Origin of the sequence: Luteimonas mephitis DSM 12574 (genome assembly GCF_000422305.1) — a bacterium.
Taxonomy (GTDB): Bacteria; Pseudomonadota; Gammaproteobacteria; order Xanthomonadales; family Xanthomonadaceae; genus Luteimonas; species Luteimonas mephitis.
In genome coordinates this window covers 154,413-172,781 of record NZ_AULN01000017.1, presented here as the reverse complement: position 1 = coordinate 172,781, position 18,369 = coordinate 154,413, and the positions used below count along the sequence as shown (strand labels likewise).

General features: G+C 67.2%; 17 protein-coding genes. 8 read left to right on the top strand and 9 right to left on the bottom strand.

The features are described from left to right. Positions 1 to 77: 77 nt before the first annotated feature. Positions 78 to 1,370 carry an MFS transporter gene (locus tag H570_RS0107680; RefSeq protein ID WP_245559562.1) on the bottom strand — a complete coding sequence of 431 codons (1,293 nt, stop codon included), beginning with the start codon at positions 1,368 to 1,370 and terminating at the stop codon, positions 78 to 80. A 152-nt stretch (positions 1,371 to 1,522) separates the two neighbouring features. Here H570_RS0107680 and H570_RS0107675 point away from each other — a divergent pair, with 152 nt between their 5' ends. Next, the gene (locus H570_RS0107675; protein WP_027080226.1) at positions 1,523 to 2,086 is read left to right on the top strand and encodes a DUF6630 family protein; all 564 of its coding nucleotides are present in this window, start codon (positions 1,523 to 1,525) and stop codon (positions 2,084 to 2,086) included. A 105-nt stretch (positions 2,087 to 2,191) separates the two neighbouring features. On the opposite strand, the gene H570_RS0107670 is transcribed toward H570_RS0107675, so the two are convergent. From H570_RS0107670 to scpC, 3 genes are all read right to left on the bottom strand, one after another. Next, positions 2,192 to 2,623: a YciI family protein gene (locus tag H570_RS0107670; RefSeq protein ID WP_027080225.1), complete on the bottom strand. Its 432-nt coding sequence runs from the start codon at positions 2,621 to 2,623 to the stop codon at positions 2,192 to 2,194. Positions 2,624 to 2,760: 137 nt separating this feature from the next. Next, a complete protein-coding gene (gene dsdA / locus H570_RS0107665; protein ID WP_027080224.1) occupies positions 2,761 to 4,113 on the bottom strand; it encodes a D-serine ammonia-lyase in 1,353 nt (450 codons plus the stop codon). Between the two features lie 342 nt (positions 4,114 to 4,455). Continuing rightward, the gene (gene scpC / locus H570_RS0107660) at positions 4,456 to 5,970 is read right to left on the bottom strand and encodes a succinyl-CoA:acetate CoA-transferase ScpC (RefSeq protein ID WP_027080223.1); all 1,515 of its coding nucleotides are present in this window, start codon (positions 5,968 to 5,970) and stop codon (positions 4,456 to 4,458) included. Positions 5,971 to 6,206: 236 nt separating this feature from the next. On the opposite strand from scpC, the gene H570_RS0107655 reads away from it, so the two are divergent. Beyond that, the gene (locus H570_RS0107655) at positions 6,207 to 7,070 is read left to right on the top strand and encodes a hypothetical protein (RefSeq protein ID WP_156899892.1); all 864 of its coding nucleotides are present in this window, start codon (positions 6,207 to 6,209) and stop codon (positions 7,068 to 7,070) included. 542 nt (positions 7,071 to 7,612) lie between these two features. Further along, entirely contained in the window at positions 7,613 to 8,053 is a 441-nt protein-coding gene (locus tag H570_RS0107650; protein WP_027080221.1) for a VOC family protein, read from the top strand. Positions 8,054 to 8,310: 257 nt separating this feature from the next. Here the strand turns inward: H570_RS0107650 and H570_RS0107645 are convergent, their stop codons facing one another. Both H570_RS0107645 and H570_RS0107635 read right to left on the bottom strand, forming a co-directional pair. After that, a complete protein-coding gene (locus H570_RS0107645) occupies positions 8,311 to 10,077 on the bottom strand; it encodes a hypothetical protein (RefSeq protein ID WP_156899891.1) in 1,767 nt (588 codons plus the stop codon). A gap of 346 nt (positions 10,078 to 10,423) precedes the next feature. Beyond that, positions 10,424 to 11,572 carry a ScyD/ScyE family protein gene (locus H570_RS0107635; protein ID WP_027080219.1) on the bottom strand — a complete coding sequence of 383 codons (1,149 nt, stop codon included), beginning with the start codon at positions 11,570 to 11,572 and terminating at the stop codon, positions 10,424 to 10,426. 642 nt (positions 11,573 to 12,214) lie between these two features. Between H570_RS0107635 and H570_RS0107630 the strand changes: the two genes are divergently transcribed. After that, positions 12,215 to 12,592, top strand: coding sequence for a VOC family protein (locus H570_RS0107630; protein WP_027080218.1), 378 nt, complete (start codon positions 12,215 to 12,217; stop codon positions 12,590 to 12,592). Positions 12,593 to 12,978: 386 nt separating this feature from the next. Here H570_RS0107630 and H570_RS0107625 read toward each other — a convergent pair whose 3' ends face one another. Then, positions 12,979 to 13,461 carry a hypothetical protein gene (locus H570_RS0107625; protein ID WP_027080217.1) on the bottom strand — a complete coding sequence of 161 codons (483 nt, stop codon included), beginning with the start codon at positions 13,459 to 13,461 and terminating at the stop codon, positions 12,979 to 12,981. Positions 13,462 to 13,673: 212 nt separating this feature from the next. Here H570_RS0107625 and H570_RS0107620 point away from each other — a divergent pair, with 212 nt between their 5' ends. The 4 genes from H570_RS0107620 (at position 13,674) to H570_RS0107605 (ending at position 16,537) form a co-directional block, all read left to right on the top strand. Next, the gene (locus H570_RS0107620; RefSeq protein WP_027080216.1) at positions 13,674 to 14,717 is read left to right on the top strand and encodes a nuclease-related domain-containing protein; all 1,044 of its coding nucleotides are present in this window, start codon (positions 13,674 to 13,676) and stop codon (positions 14,715 to 14,717) included. Further along, the gene (locus tag H570_RS0107615; RefSeq protein WP_027080215.1) at positions 14,714 to 14,947 is read left to right on the top strand and encodes a hypothetical protein; all 234 of its coding nucleotides are present in this window, start codon (positions 14,714 to 14,716) and stop codon (positions 14,945 to 14,947) included. Before H570_RS0107620 ends, H570_RS0107615 begins: the two co-directional genes overlap by 4 nt. A 13-nt stretch (positions 14,948 to 14,960) precedes the next feature. Next, positions 14,961 to 15,908: a tetratricopeptide repeat protein gene (locus tag H570_RS16815; RefSeq protein ID WP_036135530.1), complete on the top strand. Its 948-nt coding sequence runs from the start codon at positions 14,961 to 14,963 to the stop codon at positions 15,906 to 15,908. 203 nt (positions 15,909 to 16,111) lie between these two features. Beyond that, complete coding sequence (locus tag H570_RS0107605) at positions 16,112 to 16,537, top strand: hypothetical protein (RefSeq protein ID WP_027080214.1); 426 nt, start codon at positions 16,112 to 16,114, stop codon at positions 16,535 to 16,537. Positions 16,538 to 16,820: 283 nt separating this feature from the next. Here H570_RS0107605 and H570_RS0107600 read toward each other — a convergent pair whose 3' ends face one another. Together H570_RS0107600 and H570_RS0107595 are read right to left on the bottom strand one after the other, a co-directional pair. Continuing rightward, positions 16,821 to 17,474, bottom strand: coding sequence for a L,D-transpeptidase family protein (locus H570_RS0107600; protein WP_027080213.1), 654 nt, complete (start codon positions 17,472 to 17,474; stop codon positions 16,821 to 16,823). A 43-nt stretch (positions 17,475 to 17,517) separates the two neighbouring features. After that, complete coding sequence (locus H570_RS0107595; protein WP_027080212.1) at positions 17,518 to 17,781, bottom strand: membrane protein; 264 nt, start codon at positions 17,779 to 17,781, stop codon at positions 17,518 to 17,520. Positions 17,782 to 18,369 lie beyond the last annotated feature (588 nt).

Here is an 18,369-nt window from a genome sequence, read left to right as displayed (position 1 = left end):
CCGGACGAATGCGCCCGTCATGTCGCCCATGCGTGTCGAGAACGATCCACGGCACGGTCCAGCCGCCCGATCACCCGTCACGTCACGCGCTCCCCTGCCGCCACGCGCACATCCGTCCCGTCGGCCGGCGCAGCCTCGATGAGCAGGCGCAGACGCCCGGCATCCCGCGACAGGCGCAGCTCGCGATGCCTGACCAGATAGGCGACCGCCACCGCGGCGGCAGCAATCCCGGACAGCGCGCCGATGCCCAGCGCCAAGCGTGCGCCGAACCGGTCGACCACCCAGCCCACCAATGGCGCGCCAAGCGGCGTACCGCCCATGACCACGGCGATGCGCAGCGCCAGCACCCGCCCGCGCATCGTGCGCTCGGTGGTGAGCTGCATCATCGAGTTGCTGGCAGTCATGAAGGTCAGCGCCGCCAGGCCGACGAAGAACAGCACGACCGCGAACAGGATCGGGCCGGGCATCACCGCGGCCACCGCCACGCTGATGCCGAAGCACGCCGCCGACACTGCCATCAGCACCATGCCCGGCGCCGGGCGGCGGGCCGAAAGCAGCGCCCCGCTCATGGTGCCGGCTGCCATCGACGAGGTCAGCAGGCCGTACTGGCTGGCGTCACCGTGGAACACGGTGACCGACATGGTGGAAATGAAGATGGCGAAGTTGAAGCCGAACGTTCCCAGCAGCGCGAGCATCACCAGCACCGCGACCAGGTCCGGCCGCTGCCACACGTAGCGGAACCCGGCCAACAGGCTGCCGCGCGTGCGTTCCGGCCGGGCCTCGACATGCAGCTCGTGCACCCGCAGGAACCACAGCGAGACCAGCACCGCGCCATAGGAACCGGCGTTGACCACGAACAGCCAGCCCTCGCCGATCGCCGCGATCAGCGCGCCCGCCACCGCCGGGCCGACCATCCGCGCGGCGTTGAAGGAGGCCGAGTTCAGCGCCACCGCATTGGCCAGGTCGTCATCGTCGACCAGGTCCGACACGAACGCCTGCCGCGCCGGCGCGTCGAACGCGGTCACGCAGCCGAGCAACGAGGCAAACCCGTAGACGTGCCAAAGCTGCACCGCGCCGGTCAGCGTCAGCAAGCCAAGGCCCAGCGCCAGCAATCCGGCGGCGGCCTGGGTGAACAGCAGCAGCTTGCGGCGATCCAGGTGGTCGGCGGCAAACCCGGTCAGCGGCAACAGCAGCAGCGGCGGCCCGAACTGCAGCGCCATCACCGTGCCCACCGCCGTGGCGCTGTGGTCGGTGAGCACGGTCAGCACCAGCCAGTCCTGCCCGATGCGCTGCATCCACGTGCCCACGTTGGACACCAGCGCGCCCCCGGCCCACAGCCGGTAGTTATGGCTCCTGAGTGAGTGGAACATGCTGCTCAAGAGGTGCCGCGCCTCGCCAAACGTTGCCGCCGAGGCGACCGGAGCGGCCATGCTAACGCGGCAGCCGCGAACGCACTCGCTGCACGCGTGGACTCGCCGCGCAGGGTCTATCCTTGGCGCCCAGCCCCGCCCCTGCCCCGCACATGCACGCACCCGACACCGAGTACGACGCCGACGACAACTTCGCCAATTTCGCCGACGGCCTTGGCGCCGAGGACGGGATCGACGAGGACGCCGGCACCGAGCAGCTGGTGTGGCAGCTGTTGCTGCTGGTCAATCCGGGCGACGAGGAGACCGCGCTGCAGCAGTTCGGCCAGTACCAGGACGCGACCGCGGACGCAGGTGAGGACGAGATCGAGCCGGCGTGGCTGCTCAAGGACATCATCGACTGGAAGTCGGGTTTCCAGGTGCAGGACGACGACGCGGCCGCCTTCGTGGAGAGCATCACCGAACTGGTGTCGCGCTGGAACCTCGACATCGACTGGGGCGTGGAGGATCCGACCGACGACGAATTCCTGGCCGATGCCGACACCGTCGCGCTCGTGCGCATCGCCCATGACGCACTGCGCACCCACGGCTACACGCTGTGGCTGTGGGAGACCGGCACCGACACCACTGCCGGCTGGATCACCCTGGGCCGCGACGACGAGGCCATGCGCGCGATTGCGCCGGCGCTGGGGATCGAGGTGCGTACGGGAGCAGGCTAGACCCGCTCCGGCAGGCGTTCCGCGCCGTCCGCTACCGGCATCACCGCACGCACCGGGGATGGATCCCGCGCGACAGGCGAACCTGCCTGCTGCCGTTGCCCGGTTTCATCCACCGCCGAGCCGGTCGCGCAGCCGCTGCTCGCGCTCGGCGATCTCCGGCGTCACCGCGTCGCCGAAATCCGCCATTTCATAGAAGGGGCGGATCTCCAGTTCGCTCGGGCCCGGCATCGGGTTGGGACAGCGCTTCGCCCACGCTACCGCCTCGTCCATGTTCTTGACTTCCCACACCCAGTAACCCGCAACCAGTTCGCGCGCCTCGGCGAAGGGGCCGTCGATTACCGTCCTGCCCGCGCCGTCGAAGGCGATCCGCTTGCCTGCGGACGAGGGCTTGAGCCCGTCGCCGTCGATCATCACCCCGGCCTTCACCAGCTCCTCGTTGAACTTCCCCATCGCCTCGAACATCGCGGTCATCTCGGCAGTGGGCGGCAGGCCCCGCTCGCTGTCTTCGGTTGCCTTCACGAACACCATCACGCGCATGATCTTCTCCCTCGTCATCGAGGCCGGCATGGCCTTGTGCATGGATGACGAACCAGCGTCCCCGACATCGACATGGGCGCGAAGTCCATCCGCCCGCCGCGGATCGACGCCAGATCCCGCCTCGCGAGCGCGTCTTCTCAATCCTTCGCAAGCAAGCTGCGCCCCTTGTCCAGGTAGGCCTGCATCTCGTCCGCCGGCACCATGCTGCCACCGGTTGCCCAGACCAGATGGGTGGCCTGCGCCATGGCCCGGCTGTCGAGGCCGGCACGCGCCAGGTAGCCGTGCTGGTCGCCCTGGACCCTGGCGATGCCCGGCACGCCTGCGAGCGCGGACGGTTCCAGGCGCACGCCTTCGCTGCGCTCCATCAGCGCAAGCAAACGATACATCTCCTCGTCGCTGACGGTGTAGTAGCCGTCCACCAGGCGCTGCATCGCCTTTCCGACGAAGCCCGATGCCCGTCCGACCGCCAGGCCATCGGCAGCCGTCACGTTGTCGATGCCGAAGTCCTGCACGCATACCGCGTCGTGCAGCCCGGTATGAACGCCCAGCAACATGCACGGCGAATGCGTGGGTTCGGCGAAGATGCAGTGGACTGCGTCGCCGTAGACCAGCTTCAGGCCGAAGGCCACGCCACCGGGCGCGCCGCCGATGCCGCAGGGCAGATAGACGAAAAGTGGATGCTGCGCATCGACGGCAACACCGGCTTGCGCCAGCTGCTCCTGCAACCGTTCGGCGGCGACCGCGTAGCCCAGGAACAGGTTGACCGAGTTTTCATCGTCAACGAAATGGCAGGCGGGATCGCGCTCCGCCTGCTTGCGGCCTTCGGCGATCGCCACGCCGTAATCGGAGGCGTATTCGATGACCGTCACGCCCCGCGAGCGCAACATGTCCTTCTTCCATTGCCGCGCATCCGCGGACATGTGCACCGTCACCCGGAAACCCAGCGCGGCACCCATGATGCCGATGGACAAGCCAAGGTTGCCGGTCGAGCCGACCGCCATGCTGTACTGGCCGAAGAAGGCCCGGGCCTGGTCGCTGTCCAGCACCGCGTAGTCGTCGTCGAGCGCCAGCAACTTTCCCGCCAGCGCCAGATCCTCGGCGTGCTTGAGCACTTCGTAAATGCCGCCGCGCGCCTTGATCGACCCGGAGATCGGCAGATGGCTGTCCCGCTTGAGCCATAGCGATCCGCCCAGGGCCAGGCCGTAGCGCTCGCCCAGCAAGGCATGCAGCGTCGGCAAGGGCCGGACGTCCGACTCGATGATGCCGCCGCTGCCCTCCGTCTCCGGAAACGCACGCCTGATCCAGGAAGCAAAGCGCGTCAAACGCGCACTGGCATCGGCGACGTCCGCCGCCGTCAGCCCCACGTCACCGAGTGATTCCGCAACCGGCGCCACGGCGGGATTGAACCAGGTGGTTTCCTGCAGCGCGACCAGCTCGCGGATCAACGGATGGCTGGCGCACCAGCTTTCGAGGGTTCTCCCGGAGATCATGGGCTTTGCCTCCCTGGACGGTCGAAAGCCCTGGGAACGTCAATAGTGGGGCAAGAACGGCGGCGGGAGCAATTCGAGATCCGGGGCCAGGGTGGACTTTCCCTGCGCCAGCGCGCTGCTTCCTGCTCGCTTCGGCGCCCTGCCCGTTGCACACGGGGTGCCCGTCATCAAAAGCGCGCGATCATGGCTCGCCAGCCCCGCTTCTTCACCGAGTCGGATCACAGCCGCTACCTGCAAGGACCCGCGCAACGTCGCGCGCCGGGAATGCTGCAGCGTGCGCGGCGAAACACGATCGCGCCCATGGGGCGCTCCTGCGGGGATTGGCGGGGCGGAAGCCTCGGCTCAGCCGCCGCGCATGCTGCCGGTGTCCAGGAACCGCTGGTGCCAGGCCAGCGCTTCGGGGAGCAGGTGCGGTGTGTGCTTGCCGTGGCTGTCGCGGCAGGCGCGGTCGAAGTAGTCCTGCAGCAGCGGCCGGTAATCGGGATGCGCGCAGTTGGCGATGATCGCGCGGGCGCGCTGCTTGGGCGACAGCCCGCGCAGGTCGGCCAGGCCCTGCTCGGTCACCACCACCGCGACGTCGTGCTCGGTGTGGTCGACGTGGCTGACCATCGGCACGATGGCCGAGATCGCGCCGCCCTTCGCCGTGCTCGGCGTGACGAAGCACGACAGGAAGCCGTTGCGGGCGAAGTCGCCGCTGCCACCGATGCCGTTGATGATGCGGCTGCCGGCGACGTGGGTGGAATTGACGTTGCCGTACAGATCAGCCTCGACCATGCCATTCATGGCGATGACGCCCAGGCGCCGGATCAGCTCGCCGTGGTTGGACATCTCCTGCGGACGCAGCACGATGCGCTCGCGGTAGCGGTCGATGTGGCGGACGAACTCCTCGACGCCTTCCGGGCTGAGCGAAAACGAGGTGGCAGAGGCCATGTCGATGGTGCCGTCGCCGAGCAGGTCGAGCATGCCGTCCTGGATCACCTCGGTGAACGCGGTGAGCCCGTGGAAGCCGCCTTCGCGCAGCCCCGCCAGCACCGCGTTGGCGATGTTGCCCACGCCCGACTGCAGCGGCAGCAGCCGCTCGGACAGGCGGCCGGCCTTGATCTCGTGGCGGAAGAACTCCACCAGGTGCCCGGCGATCCGCCGGGACACTTCGTCCGGCGGGCTGAACCGGCCGATGCGGTCAGGCGCGTCGGTGTGCACGACCGCGACGACCTTCGCCGGGTCCACGCGCAGGTAGGGTTCGCCAATGCGGTCGCCCGGTTTCTGCAGCGGGATCGGCCTGCGGTGCGGCGGCAGCGCGGTGCCGTAGTAGATGTCGTGCATCCCGTCCAGGCCCATCGGCTGGCGATGGTTGACCTCGACGATCACCTGGTCGGCCAGGTCGAGCCAGGTCTTGTTGTTGCCCACCGAGGTGGATGGCAACAGCCGGCCGTCGGGCAGGATCGCGGTGGCCTCGATGATGGCCATGTCGAGCTTGCCGAGGAACCCGGACCACGCGTACTGCGCGACGTGGCCCAGGTGGATGTCCATGTATTCGATCTCGCCGCGGTTGATGCGCTCGCGCAGCTCGGGATCGGACTGGTACGGCAGCCGGAAGTCGATCCCGCCGGCGCGGGCCAGGGCGCCGTCCAGCTCCGGCGCTGTGGAAGCGCCGGTCAGCACGCGCAGCCGGAAGGCATCGCCGCGCTCGTGGGCGGCGGTGATCCGCGCGGCCAACTCCAGCGGCACGCCCTTTGGATAGCCGGCGCCGGTGAAGCCGCTCATGCCCACGGTCATGCCCGGCCGCACCAGGGCCGCCGCCGCGTCGGCATCCATCCGCCTGGCCGCAAGGCCGGGGTGGGCAACTCGGTCGCTCATCGCAATTCTCCGCAACAGATCCTGTTCGCCATGGAACGAAGCGGCGGCAAGGAAAGTCAAGGCGCGCGCGCCTGCCACCGCCGCAGCCGTGGCGCCAGGCCGCTGGGCTATGATCGCGCACGGCTGCGCGCCGCGCCCGTGACAAAGGGGGCCGTTCCAATCCGTGCCGGGGGAGACGGGATGCGCCGCACCTGCAGCCGGCAACGCTTCGACGAACGTAGCCAGGGAGCATGATCATGTCGACCAGAATCCTGCCGTGGCGCCATGCGCTGCTGATCGCCCCGCTCGTGCTGGCCGCCTGTGCCGGCGCATGCCGCGCAGAGGCCGGTTCCCTCGCCCGCGATGCCGCAGCGTTCGATGATGCTGGCGCCTGCACGGCCATGCCCGCCGCGCATGCGGGACAGCCAGGCCTGACGGCGCTGCAAGCGTCACGTGCGGGAGGCAAGCGCGGCGGCGCCGGCAACGCCTGCGGCCTCAATGCCGCGAACGCGCTGCCCGCATTCGACCTGACCCTCAGCTGCGGCGAAGCGGATGCACCGGACCCCTTCCGCCTGTCCGCGCCGGAACGCCAGGCACTCGCCGATTTCGTGGCGTTCGTGGAGGAACACCAGGACCGGGTGGTCTACGTCGGCGTGCGGATCCAACAGGCATGCGCCGCCTGCGGCTGCCCGAGGACGCAGGCGCGCGACGACGGCGATGCGGGCGACATCAGCGACGACCGCGACGATGGCTTTGCCGGCACCCTGGCCATCGATACCGGCGACGCGGACACCCGCCGCGACGGGTTCGCGGGCGACGGCTGGGGCGGCGCCCGCATGTTCCTCGAAGGCGTGCTGCTGGAAGCGGACGTTCCCGGCTGGGCCGTCGTCCACGAAATCTTCCTGCCGCGATGGCGGCATCTCGACAACCCCCAGTACCGCGCCGGCGAGTACGGGACGTTCGCGCGCTTCGACGGCCTGTTCGTCGCCAGGTTCCACGGGAGAACCGGCGTGAACATGCTGCACCTCGACGTGCTCGACCCCTCGGAGCGACAGCTTGCACAGCTCGATGCGCTGCGCCGGCAGCGCGCCGCCGCGCAGGCGCGCGACGATACCGAGTAGCCGCCGCATCCCGAGCGCCATGCGGCCGTGATTTGCAGGCGCCGCGTGACATCGTTCGACCCGATCCGTTCGACCCGATCCGCCCCACCAGGTCCGCCGCGCAAGGCTCGAAGATGAGCGGCACGAGGTGCGTGTCGCAGGGCTCCGGAATCGAACCGGCAAAGACCCCGTCCGCGCCCGTCATGGCCAGCCCATCGGGTAGGCGATGCGCGTCGATGCCAACGCGGCGCAATCGGAAACACGGCCACCGCCGGTCGGGCAGCTCGGCTTCGAACGGCGCTGCGCGCGCCCGCGAACACGGGCGGCACACCGGTCTGCCCGGCCGGTTGGCGCATTCACGTGTTGATTGTGCATTCACCCGTTCCGGCCTGCCTTTGCCGCAGCGACGGTGTCGATCCGCGCGCCCGTCGTTCGTCGAACCGGGAAAGCAGGCGACCGTGCCTGGCGTCGATTCCGCGCCCCGATCCATCGACACCCGGCTAACGCGCGGCGGCGTAGACCGTCCACTCCCTCCACCCAGCTACGGACCACTGGAGAATCCCATGAAGATCGTCACCAGCCTGAGCTTCCAGGGACAGTGCAAGGAAGCGTTCGAGTTCTACGCCAGGGTCCTGGGCGGCACCGTCACCGCCGCCATCCCCTACGGCGACGCGCCGCCGGACATGCCGATCACCGACGACAAGTACAAGACCTGGCTGATGCACTGCTGGCTCGACGTCGGCGACCAGGCGCTGATGGGCGCCGACATGGATGTTGCCTGGGCCCCCAACGTCGACAAGCCCAAGAACGGCTTCGACGTCACCCTGCACACCGATGACGTCGCCGAGGCCAGGCGCTGGTTCGAGCAGCTGTCGGACGGCGGCAGGCAGGTGATGCCGTTCGCGGAAACCTTCTGGTCGCCCGGATACGGCGCGCTGGTCGACAAATTCGGCGTGCCGTGGATGGTGAACACGGTGCCCGCAGGCGACGGGAAGCCGGCCTAGGCTGCAACCGGCCGAGTGCGGCAACGCTGCGCGGCCGGGCGGAACAGGTCGCGGGCACGCAGGGCGATTGCCGAGCCACGACCTGCAGTCCTTCGAAGAAAGCGGCGGCGAACCCCTGAGCCCCTGACCGTGGTGAAGACCATCGCGTCACGCCCGTCCACGCCGTTGCACGCCAGCCGGAACGAACAGGCGGGATCCCGGTCCGCAGCCGGGATCGATCGCCTTTACCGGCTATTCGGTTTCCTGCCGGGCATCATTCAACTCGTCGTCGGAGCTCCCTCGACAAAGTCGTAGCCGTTCTGCCAGGCATCCTTGATGGAGACATCTCCATGCTGGCCCTGGTAGGTGCCGTTGGGATCCGTCCTGTTCGGCAGCACGTTGTCACTCATGTTTTCGTAGAGCTCCTCGCCCAGCTTCGTCAGGTCGACGCCATGATCCTTCATGTCCTCGATCGCTTCCTTTATCTTCCCACTCTCGATCTTTTCCTTGATCCCGTCTTTCACGGCATCAGAAGCACCCGTCAGGTCAAGGGCCTTCGAAACGATGGCTCCGATCGGGCCGGCCTTGTCCAAGCCCTTGCCGACTCCGAAATCAACGAGCTTGAACAGCGGATCCATGATTTCGGCGGCCTTGGCGGCGTCGCCCTTGACGCGCGTCAGGCCATCATCGAGCGTCTTGAAGAACACGCCGGTCATCTGACCGAAAGCGGCGGCCATGGCCGCGCGATTCCGGCCGTACTTCGTCTCGAACGCGGCATCGCCCATGTTCTCGAGGTCGTCACCGATCGACTTGTACCGGTCGTCGATGTGCCTCGCCAGGCTGTCGGCACTGTCGGCAAGCGGCGGCGTGAACAGGGTCATCTCCAGGATCTTCGAATACTCGTCACGAGTCGTGCTGCCGAGATCCTCGCCACTGGCGCCGCCGTCCGCATCCAGCGCCCGGTCAAGGAAATCGTCGTGTTCCTTGAGCGTCAACGTACCCAGCTCGTCCTTGAACTGCATGTCATCCTTGAACTTGTCGAACACGTCTTCGTTCGTGAGGGCGCTTGCGGTCGCATCGAACAGCGCCTTCTGCAGCTGCGGCGGGTAATCCGGGACGACGGTCCGGGCGTGGTAGTAGACGGTGACGTCGTTGGCATTGCCGAGGATCTCGGTGATGCCGCCGATGGTCACGGTGGAATGCGTATCGCCCTCGCCGTAATACGCGCGAATGTCCATGCCGTCGAACTGCCCCTTCATGGCCTTTTCGACGAAGCTGTCGAGTTCGCCCTGGCTCATGGCACTCAGGATCCGCACCTGGTCGGAGACGGGCATCCGCGCCAGGACGTGCGAAGCAATCGCAGCGGAGTTGTCGTTGCCCTCGGCAAGGGCCGAGTTGAAGAACATCTCCTGGACGTCCGCGGAGCTCCTGGCAAAAAGATCGGTCACGAGGGTCGGCCCGAACATGTTCTTGTCGCTCGTGTCCAGGTCCATGTCCTTGTACAGGGCGTCCATGTCGGCCTGGTTCAGGTAGCCGCCCTCCGCGAGGGTATCCAGGGCCGTTCGAAGATCGCCGACGGTTTCGTCGTAGTAGGCAACGGCATCGTCGCTTCCGCTGCCTCCCAAGGCCCCCACGGATTCGGGGTTGGCGGTTTGGGTGATCGACAGCCGCATCAGGTCGGCGACCCTGTCATCCCCAAGCGCGGAGAAGTATTCGTTCAACCATTGCGCATCGTTCTTGTGGGCTTCGATCTGGTCCTTGAAGTACTGGGCCTGTACCGCCTGGTCGCCGGAACCCCAGCGCTGCTCGTGGATCAGCGACGCCGCAGCATCTTGACCGGAAGCACCCGTGTCACCCATCGCATAATTTCCGGCGTTGAACACCGCGCGAGAGTCTTCATCGAGCCTCAAGCCGTCATCAAAGGTCGCCGGGGCGTCTGCGGAAGGTGACTGCGGGGCGGCAACCTCGGTTGCGCTTCCTCCCCGATTCTCGAGGCCATGGTTGGCCGGCAGGATGTTCGCGGGGCTCTGGAGGGTGATGGTCATCGCGGTGCTTCCGTGGGGGAATGCCAATTTCCAAGGTAGCCACCATCGGACGCGTTGAAAGCTGGGGTGAACCCGAGACCTGGCCACGGCGTTACGCCCGCATTTACGAATGGAAACGGCGCGTCGTGCCCGCGCTTCGACGCAGCGCGACCAGCGCCGCGCGCACGCGGCCGCAGCGGCCGCGAATGCCCTGCGGTGCGCCCACGGTGGCGCGAAAAAAAGCGCCGCAGGCTGCATGAATGCGGCAGCCGCGGCGCGAGGATCCTCGTGGAGGCCCGATCCGCCGCCTGCCAGGCCTGGCAAGCGGCGGTGATGGCGCAGGAAGCCGTCCTGCGCGCCGGGCAAGTCACGGATAGGCAATACGGATCAGGCTGCCCTCTTCCTCGGTGACGTAGAGCGAGCGTCCGGACTCGTCGAGCGTCATCGACGTGGGCCGGACCAGGCAGTCCGCAACCGGTTGCGGCGCAACGTCAGGAGCATCGAACCGCAGCACCGTGCCCGGCCCGCTGAAGAACGGTCCGCTGGCCGCCATCTCCAGCACCAGCAGCGGTCCGTGCGCACCCCGCATGGGCGCGGTGTCGATTGCCGTGGTGAGGCCGGAGATCAGCGGCACGTCCTTCGCGGTCACCGGATCGATCTGCTCGATGCTCGACACGCCGGTCGGGAACGGCGCGCCGCGGATCAGAGAGACCAGCAGCTTGCCGTTCTTCGACACGTTGATCCCGGTCGGCACGGCTTGGATCATCGGGCCGCCCACCTGCGGGAACAGCGGGTTGGGAACGTTGGGGAACTGCACGAACTCGGAGCGGGAACCGGTCCAGCGGCCGACCCTCCACGCCAGGTTCCGGCCGCCATCGGTGACGTAGAGCGACGCGCCCCGGCCGACGATGCCGAACGGATTGGAGAGGCTGATGTTGTCCGGCACCCCGGGGATCGGCGACGGGACGTACTCGGGGAAGTTGGTCACCATGCGCGCGAGCATCAGGTGCCCGTGCCCGTCGTGCAGCACCACCACCCGACCCTTCGCCAGCGACGCCTGCTGGGCCGGCGTCATCGTGAAGCCCGTGGTCTTGCGCTCCGCCGCGCCGCTGTAGGTCAGGGCGAGCACGGAACTGAAGATCGGCGACGACGCGCCGTTCGGATTGGGCACCGTGGTGCCGGGCCGCGGGCCCAGGATGCCGGTGTCGCCGGTCCCGATCGCCACGAACAGCGTCACGCCGTCGAGGTAGAGGCCGGAAGGGCCGGAGGGCGTGCCCACGTCCGACGGTGCGGACGGCAGGCCATCGATCAGGGTGCGGCGCTTGCCGTGCCGGTCCACGACGGAGATGCGCCCGGAGCCGGCGCTGCCATCCCCGGATTCGGCCACCAGCAGGTTGCCCTGGTGACTCAACAGGCTGCCGACCGGCGTCTTGAGGCCGTCGAGCACCGGTGTGCACTGCGACTGCGCCGCGGCCAGGCCGGGCACGGCCGCCGCCGCGGCCAACGCCAGCGCCAATGCGAGTGATCGGTGGCGGGATCGCCAACCTACGCGCGCTCCGCCCCTGCCTGCTGCCGGCCGCTTTCCTGCCGCCTGCTCCAGGACTCGATAGGCCGGGACATTCCCGGCAAGCCCATCAATCGTCTTCACGGACATTCTCCTGATCAGGATGAGAGAAAGCGCACGCGAGGTGCGCGCCGCGGCAAGACCGGCTGGTGGTCTGTCCCCCCCTCACACAGGCTTCCAGTGCGATCGCACGCCCTGAGGGCGCCGCCGCTGGCGTAGCCAACGAAGGTGCGATTCAGCATCGGCCACCCGAAAACAAAAAAAGTGCCGGCTTCGATTGCCGGCGCGCGTGCGAGGCAGTCCGGCTGGCACGCGGCGCAGATCCGGGCCCGGTTCGGCGACGTGTTCCCATGCCACGACGAGTCCCGCCCCACGAGGTGCGCATCGAACGCGGCCGACGCCCATCGCACCGGCAGATAGCCGCCGGCAACGCCGTGTTCCCGGTACTCGTCGTTGCCTTCCGGGGCCGTCAGCCGCCTCCGGGCGCCAGCCATCGCGTTAACGCCGGCTTGACATGCTTGCAACGCCAATCCACGCAGGGTCGTCGCACCTGCCGCCACCGGGCGTGTGGCGCATTGGTGATACGGAGGACCCATGTTGAAGGACAAGACTTCGAGCGCCATCGTCGCGGTCAGCGACGTCGGGCGTGCACGGGAGTTCTACGGCAACACGCTGGGCCTCGAACTAGGCGACGACGGCATGGAAGGCGTGCTGGAATACCGGACCGGCGACACGCGGCTCGTGGTCTACCGGTCCGAGGGCGTGCGGCCGGGAACGGGCAACGCCGTGGCCTGGAGCGGCGGGGAAGACGTCGAGGCCATCGCCGAAGACCTGCGGGCGAAGGGCCTGGCCCTGGAGGAGTACCCCGAACTGGGCATGGACATCGACCACGGCGTGCACAGGAGCGAAGGCTTCGCGGCCATCTGGTTCAAGGATCCCGACGGCAACATCCTGCATGTCCACGGCATGTAATCCCCGCCATGGAACCGGGAACAGGACGATGGGGCCTGGAACCCCATCGTTGGACTCCGCGACCCCATCGTTCGCCTCCGGAACCCCATGTGATGGGGTCCGGAACCCCATCGATGGCCTTCGCGACCCCATCGATCACCTCCGGAACCCCATGTGATGGGGTCCGGAACCCCATGTGATGGGGTCCGGAACCCCATCGATGGCCTTCGCGACCCCATCGATGGCCTTCGCGACCCCATCGTTGACCTCTGGAACCCGATCGTTGACCTCCGGGACTCCATCGATGGGGCCGCGGACCCCATCCCCGCCGCGCCTCGCCCGGCGCCAGCCCAAAAAGAAGCCGCCCTCGCGGGCGGCTTCGTGGTGCACCGTGGCGGACGCCGCGGCTATGCGGCCTCCGGCGCGGACTCCGGCGTGGCGGCCTTGCGGCGGCGGCGGGAGAAACGGCCGCCGATCTCGCGGCGCAACTCCTCCAGTCCTTCCGCCGCGCCGGACAGCTTGAGCTGCCCGTAGCCCTCCAGCGAAAAGTCCATCAGGTCGCTGCCCAGCGCCGTGACCGTGTCGTCCACGCGCGACAGCAGCTGGCGCAGCTGGTCCTGGATCGGCCGCAGCTGGTTGAGCGCGGCCATGTCGGCCTCCGCCTCGGCCAGGTCCATCCGCGGCGGGACGATCTGGGGGTTCTGCGCCAGCACCCGGACCACCTGCTCGCAGAACACCTGCGACCGCGGCCCCATGTACAGCAGCCCCTTGCGGTCGTCGGGCGTGAGCGACACCAGGCCAGGCAGCGCCTGGCCGACCTGCGCGATCCCGGCCATGGCCGAGCTCGCCTGTTCTTCGCTGACCGTCAGCGACACCATGTTTTGCGACATGTGCAACTCCTTCTGCGTGGATGCCGCGGCGGAATTGCCGCGGACGGATTGCACTATGCGGTGGGAAGCACGGCCGGAGGTATCGGGAGAGTCCGCGCTGTCGTGTCAGGACTTCCGGACGTGCTTGTAGGAATTTTCCTGATGCCCGCCGTTGCAGCAGATGCAAACGGCTATCCTCCCCGGGCAGAAGCGGGGAAAGGGGGAGGAAAGCGATGCTCATCAAGGCCGCGGACGACCAGGGCACCGAGCTGCAATTGCTCGAACAGCGCGCGGGGGGCAATGGTCCCGATGCGAAGCGGGCAACCAAGGAACTGCGCATCCGCAAAGCGGGCCTCAGGGGCGAGCGGGATTCGGCATATATGATCGACTTCGACTACGCCGCCTCACCCAACTGGGCCGTGATCCACGACCTGAGGCTCGAACACGGCAACCGCACCGCCCAGATCGACCACCTCCTGATCAACCGCTGGATGGACGTGTACGTGCTGGAAACCAAGCACTTCCACGCCGGCATCAAGATCACCGAAGACGGCGAGTTCCTGCGCTGGAACAACTACCAGAAGACCTACGAGGGCATGGCCTCCCCTCTTGAGCAGAACGAGCGCCACATCCAGGTCATCAAGGACGTGATGGCGCAAATCGAACTCCCGACCCGGCTTGGCGTCCGCATTCCACCCGCGTTCCAGTCGTTCGTCCTGGTCGGTCCCGAAGCGAAGATCTACCGGCCAAGGCGATTCGATGCTTCCCGGGTCGTGAAGGCGGACCAGCTCAAGAAAGCGATCTGGCGCGATATCGACAGCGAGAATGTCCTGATCGGCATGCTGCGAACAGCAGCCAAGATCGTCTCGGGTGAAACAGTCGAGTTCGTCGCACGGCAGTTGGCTGCGCGCCATCAGCCGAAAGCCGGGGCGCCGGCCATGAAACCGGCGCCTTACCCGGGGGCAGCCACCGCTGCGCGCGGGCGGCCAACGCGCATCGAACCCACCTTTACCGTACCCGCTCCCGATCCTGCGCCGTCCCCCACAGGCCCGGCATGCAAAGAGTGTTCCGGCCGCGCCGGATCAATCCTTTACGGAAAATTCGGCTACTACTTCAAGTGCGACGGCTGCGGCAAGAACACGGCCATCCGCTTCAACTGCCGACCTGGCCACCAGCCCCGGCTGCGCAAGGATCGTGACCGCTTCTATCGCGAATGCGCGGACTGCGGCAGCAGCGAGCTTTTCCATCGCAATGCCCCCAGCGGAGTCACCCCGTGATCCTGACGATTCCCGTTCTCCTGTACCAGCTCTTCTTCGTGCTGGTCCTGTACGTCGCCAGTCGCTTCGGAAAGACTGCACTCAATATCGCCACGGTCCTGTGTCTGTTGTGGACCGCCACGCATCTGTTCCTGGTGCCACTGGCCGTATTGCAGACCATCGTCATCCTCGGAAGCCATGCCGTCTTCCGCCGCCGCTTCCGCAACACCCCTCCCGGGCTGTCCAGCTGAGAAACATCGACGCATGACCGACGAGGACGAATTCAAGGCGCTGCACGAACGCGCCTACGCCGCCATGGATCGAGGAGCATTGACGGAAGCATCTCGTGACTTCGATGCCCTGCTCCAGCGCGATCCCGACAATCGCTACTACCACTACATGCGCGGGCTGGCGCACAAGTACATGCTGGACTGGCCAGTCTCGCTCCGGCACAACCTGCGCGCCATCGAACTATCCGACCAGATGGGCGAGGCCGAGCACTGGAACGCAGCCATCGCCGCCACGGCGCTCGGTGACTGGCCGCAGGTGCGAAGGCTCTGGTCCGCCTGCGGCGTTCGTGTTCCCGAAGGCGATGGATCCATCGAGGGCGACTACGGCGTCGCCGTGGTGCGCCTCAACCCCTGGCATGGCGGCGAAACCGTGTTCATGCGTCGCATCGACCCGGTCCGCGCGCGGCTACTCAATGTTCCGCTGCCGGAAAGCGGCCACCGCTTCGGCGACATCGTGCTGCACGACGGCGCGGCCACCGGCTCCCGCCTGGATGGTGAGCGACAGGTGTCGGTGTTCAATGAGCTGGTCCGGCTCGCTCCATCGGACTTCAAGACATTCATTGTGTTTGTCAGTTGCGGTAGCAGCGAGGGCCTGCAACCACTACTGGACGCCACCGCACCCGGCATCGGCTACGCGGAAGACTGGACCGAAAGCGTGCGCTACTACTGCCTGCGCTGCAGTTATGGCGCCCCGCACCAGCACGACAGTGACGACGAGGGCGACTGGCAAGCCGACCGTAACCTGGGCATCGCGGCCCAGAGCCGGAAGTCCGTGGAAAAGTTGCTGAGCGACTGGGCTGCATCCGGCCGGGATCGCTACGTCGAAGGCATCGAAACGCGCGAAGCCGAAGTGCCGCGGCGTGAGGATGGAGAGGCGTGGTGGCGCGGGCCCGATGAAGACGAGGAAGCGTCTGCCGGCTGAGCCGGAAAGGCGGTTCATTGGAGGCGATCAGTAACGGGGCCAGGCTCACTTTCTGACATTGTTCGACGGCAAAGCCCGATACGCAGCGGCCATTGCACCGAATGCGCCGCGCAGGCGTCGCGGCCATGCTCACGAACATGGCCCGCCTCCCCATCTCGACGTGCCCGGCAACGGGTAAGTGAACCTGACCCCGTTCTTCTTGCATGAGCATGAACAACAGGGTTAGGCCCACGCCCCACACTCTTCCCGAGCTCGCCGAGGGTGATCCGCGTCGCTACCAGATGAACATGGACTGGGTTTGGTCGACGGAAAACAACCGCGGGCTCACCAAACAGGCGACGGTGCTGGCCACGGTGTCGACTTCCGCGATGGACCAGCTCAAAGGCCGCTTTGACGCGTGGACCGAGTACCTGCATGGTCCTGATGATGAGGACAGGTTTGTGCACGGCGGCTGGTTCTGTCAGCGAGTGCAGGTGGACGCTGGCCAGTTGGTGCTGCTGTTCGGGTCCGGGGGTCAGGACGTGGCAGAGTCCCTCGACTACGGAATCCAGTGGTTCTCAGGAGCCGTCCTCGGCGCCATCCCGGACACAACCGTGGTCTGGCAGGAACTTCCGCTCACCTCAGACTGAGACGCGGCACGAATCTGGACGTTGTGCGTCGGAAGGGGGTTGTGTTCCCGCCGCACCGGGGACGCATACCGGGTAACGGGCTGAGGTTCACTTCCTGACATTGTTCGATGGCAAAGCCCGATGCGCTGCCGGGGCGCGCACTGACTGCCTCGCTCGCCGCGCGGCCATGGCCGCAAAGACCAAGCGCTTCGCCTCCGCGCGGCCGGCCCATCGCCCGCGGAGAAGACCGGATCCCGCGGGGTAAGTGAACCCTACCCCGTTAATTAACTCTGTTAATCGCGCCCTACCCACCCTTGCGTTGCGCAGTCGCGCCATGTTGCGCGAAATCCGGGAAGGTCTCGGCCATCGGCGCCTTGTCCGGCAGGATGTAGAACACCCCGCCCCGCTCGAACGTCGGACTGACGACCTGCTCGTAGAACTCGGGGGAGACGTTGATGCAACCGTGGGTGATGCGGTTGTCGTCGGGCGATGGGGATGCCAGTCGCTGGACGCGTCGCTCGGCCGGGACCCCGGTCGCGGTCGGGTGGAGGGAGACAGCGGAATCGTAGTCCACCCACAGCACGCGCCCGGCGTCGACCGACGGGCCGAAACCGCCCACGAAGCGACCGGCCGGCGTCGTGCGATCGCGGCCCGGAATCTCGCGCAGCGCGAGCCCGGCGATGCCGGGCGCGGAATGATCGCCGACCGCCGAGCCAATCAGCGCGGGGGCCGCGCCGCGAAGCCGGCCGTCGCCGCCGAACACCAGGATCTGTGCGGCCGCCTTGTCGATGACCGCGAATGGATAGCCCTGGCTGTCCTTGGCGGCGACCACCCAACCCGCAAGCTCGATCACCGTGCGGGAAACCTCCTGGTCTTGCGGAAGCTGGTCGACGGCGGAGGCCGGCGCAGCGGCCTCCGTGGCGCTGGCCACGCCAAAGCTCGTGAACGCCAGCGCCAGCGCCCCAAGGACGGCCCGGATCGCAGGGTTTGCGTGCAAGCGACTAACCGCGCGGCTTTCTGCCGGGCGCCGTTTCGAGCTGCTGCACACGGCCTTCCAGTTGATCCAGCCGCTGGTTGGCTTGCTGCGCGGACTGATTGGCGGATTCCGCGCTCTGGGCCGCGCCCTGCACCTTCGTGTCGAGCTGGTCGAGGCGCGAGTTGACCCGCGCGAAGTCGTCGTCGTAGGTCGCACAGGCACCAAGGCCCAGGGTGGCGACGATCGTCGCGCCGAGCGCGATCGTCCGAAGTGGTTTGGTCAGGGACATTGCACTGCTCCTTCGTCGGGGGAAACGGGGATGTAGCGGCTTGTTGCCGGCGTCATGGCGCGTGCGCGGATGACGTTGGCCGCTCGCAGTTGACGGCGGAATGTGTAAACCGAGCGTGAATCCACCAGTGGGACGCTTCTTTCGTGGGGTAGAAGGCCGGAGAGCAGGGGTCGGAGTGGGCTTTGCCCAGGCGCAATGTGGCAAATCCCCGATTTCATGAGCATCCGCTGCCGTGCCACGCTCGATATGACTCCAGTGCACGGATGCCCCCATGCCCCGCTCCCCCGGATCGGCAGGCCGCGAAAGTCTGCGGAAGCCGAGGCGATCGTCAGGAAAGTCGACTCTGACCCCTGTATTCCCTGTTTTCCAACAACAACGCGCACTGGGCCACGTTGCCTTCAAGGCCATGGTCGAAGCAAAGACCTGACGCTTCCGCTTCCCCCAGCCTGCGCATCGCCCACGCCAGTAGACCTGACCAGGTTCCATCCGAAGCAAAGACCCGACGCTTCGCCTCCGCCCGCCCTACGCATCGCCGCCGCCAAAGGCTGACCGAAGCGAAGTAAGGACACCTGGCCCCGTTGTGAGGCC

What these genes read in the sequence shown, in the direction of transcription:
- H570_RS16815 (WP_036135530.1), top strand. Translation starts at nt 14,961, where the DNA reads ATGACCGACGAGGACGAATTCAAGGCGCTGCACGAACGCGCCTACGCC.
- H570_RS0107605 (WP_027080214.1), top strand. Translation starts at nt 16,112, where the DNA reads ATGAGCATGAACAACAGGGTTAGGCCCACGCCCCACACTCTTCCCGAG.
- H570_RS0107655 (WP_156899892.1), top strand. Translation starts at nt 6,207, where the DNA reads ATGTCGACCAGAATCCTGCCGTGGCGCCATGCGCTGCTGATCGCCCCG.
- H570_RS0107675 (WP_027080226.1), top strand. Translation starts at nt 1,523, where the DNA reads ATGCACGCACCCGACACCGAGTACGACGCCGACGACAACTTCGCCAAT.
- H570_RS0107595 (WP_027080212.1), bottom strand. Translation starts at nt 17,781, where the DNA reads ATGTCCCTGACCAAACCACTTCGGACGATCGCGCTCGGCGCGACGATC.
- dsdA (WP_027080224.1), bottom strand. Translation starts at nt 4,113, where the DNA reads ATGATCTCCGGGAGAACCCTCGAAAGCTGGTGCGCCAGCCATCCGTTG.
- H570_RS0107620 (WP_027080216.1), top strand. Translation starts at nt 13,674, where the DNA reads ATGCTCATCAAGGCCGCGGACGACCAGGGCACCGAGCTGCAATTGCTC.
- scpC (WP_027080223.1), bottom strand. Translation starts at nt 5,970, where the DNA reads ATGAGCGACCGAGTTGCCCACCCCGGCCTTGCGGCCAGGCGGATGGAT.
- H570_RS0107625 (WP_027080217.1), bottom strand. Translation starts at nt 13,461, where the DNA reads ATGTCGCAAAACATGGTGTCGCTGACGGTCAGCGAAGAACAGGCGAGC.
- H570_RS0107650 (WP_027080221.1), top strand. Translation starts at nt 7,613, where the DNA reads ATGAAGATCGTCACCAGCCTGAGCTTCCAGGGACAGTGCAAGGAAGCG.
- H570_RS0107630 (WP_027080218.1), top strand. Translation starts at nt 12,215, where the DNA reads ATGTTGAAGGACAAGACTTCGAGCGCCATCGTCGCGGTCAGCGACGTC.
- H570_RS0107645 (WP_156899891.1), bottom strand. Translation starts at nt 10,077, where the DNA reads ATGACCATCACCCTCCAGAGCCCCGCGAACATCCTGCCGGCCAACCAT.
- H570_RS0107680 (WP_245559562.1), bottom strand. Translation starts at nt 1,370, where the DNA reads ATGTTCCACTCACTCAGGAGCCATAACTACCGGCTGTGGGCCGGGGGC.
- H570_RS0107670 (WP_027080225.1), bottom strand. Translation starts at nt 2,623, where the DNA reads ATGCGCGTGATGGTGTTCGTGAAGGCAACCGAAGACAGCGAGCGGGGC.